At 61.6% G+C, this 1,497-nt stretch carries 1 protein-coding gene; it reads right to left on the reverse strand.

All coding sequences use genetic code 11. From position 1 onward, the window contains the following. Positions 1–246: 246 nt before the first annotated feature. Positions 247–858 (reverse strand): hypothetical protein, encoded by a 612-nt coding sequence (locus GY725_02430; GenBank protein MCP4003031.1) that lies wholly within the window; start codon positions 856–858, stop codon positions 247–249. Between the last annotated feature and the right edge of the window lie 639 nt (positions 859–1,497).

The raw sequence follows: 1,497 nt of genomic DNA on the forward strand, positions 1-1,497 counted from the left end.
CGTCTCGCTGTCCCGGCGGCCCATTGCGCTCGACAGCTTGAGGAGCTGGCACACCTTCACATTCCTTTCAGTCTAGAAGATCCGAGCCGCCGAACGAGTGAACTCAGTGGCGCCAACCGACGGAGATGACCGACTGGGCTCCTGGTAACGGCCAGCGTCCAGACTACCATACCACGAAGTGCGCCACGTGGGTGGCGGCCACTGGAGTGCCTGGTTCGGCGGTGCTTCATGATGGCATAGCGTTCTTCAATAGCTGCCACTGCTGGGTGTACGACCATCTGGAGAAGGTCGCTTCGCGTCCAAGAGAGCATGTACGCGTGGGCTGTCGCTTGGGGGAGAAACGGAAGAGACAACAGAGCCATCCCTACCTTCGTCAAGCACATCCATTCGGAACACGTAGACATCGCCACCGCTCCACGGGAGCCACTCAAGGTAGCACTCGCTCGCTTCGCGATCGTCGATATCGTAGACCACATCGATCTCTGGATTGGCAATGTCGAAGACGATTACTAGCTCCGTCTCCCTTGAGCGTTTACGGACAGCCGCGACAAGTTCCTTCGCGGAATGCGGATCGGACCGACGGACCGGAACCTTCATCTCGGCCAAGTGTGCAACTTCAGCCAAAGAATAGAGCGTAAAGTGGTCGCCTGACATGCTCGCTTCGACCTCCTGGAGCACTTCATCTGGCGACCGCGAAGCAACGTTCGTGCAACCCTGGCCTCCTCTGTAGTAGTAGTGGAAGCCGAAGATCATGTTCCTCGGCTCTGTCGGATCCAGCACGTTATGAAGCCTAGTAACGCTCTCGAGCGCGAGGATGTTGCGATCCTCGACACGCTTCCACTTGTCAAACTCTAGCATCTGTTTCGCGGGCTGGCATCTGGTTCACGGGCGCCTCGCCCTTGCCGCCGAACTAAAAAGCTTCTATCTGAACTCCGAACCGGTAGTCTCCCGTCGTGCAACACCGTTCCACGAGTTCAGATGGAAGCGAGTTGTACGAGGCCGCCGGGCAGGCACTGCGGTAGCCGCAAGCCTGCGAGTCCGGAGGCGTTGACCGAGGACAGGCCGAGGCGCCTTGGCTCAGCCGGTCGCTCGGCCCGACGGCGCGGTACCCGCGCTAGGCCAAGACGCTGCGGCCTTGCCGATATCGGCCGAAGTCCCTGCGCGCAGTCTGGCCTGCTACGGACCGCTAGCGAGGGCCGAAGCCGCGAGCAGGCTGGCACGGCCGTTGCACTTAGGAATTTGTATCCCTCAGCCTCGACTGAGACCGGCGTCGGTGCAGGCGAAGCGGTCGGATTCAAGCGAGATCGCAGCATACTTCGGCCTTCGAGGCGCCGATCGGGCTGCCCAGCCCAACCAGAGCCGGTCGGTAGGACTATTGGCAGAGCATAGCACACTCGATCGGCAGCCCGGCGCTCAGGTCTCGGTCGTCGCGGCCGAGATCGGAACCGCGACGCCAGCTCGCCGCGCGCGCGACGTGCCGGTACCGTGGGAGTCGAG

Source organism: bacterium, from assembly GCA_024226335.1.
Classification (GTDB): Bacteria; Myxococcota_A; UBA9160; order SZUA-336; family SZUA-336; genus JAAELY01.

Coding starts and splice junctions, on each gene's coding strand:
- GY725_02430 (MCP4003031.1), bottom strand. CDS start 858: ATGCTAGAGTTTGACAAGTGGAAGCGTGTCGAGGATCGCAACATCCTC.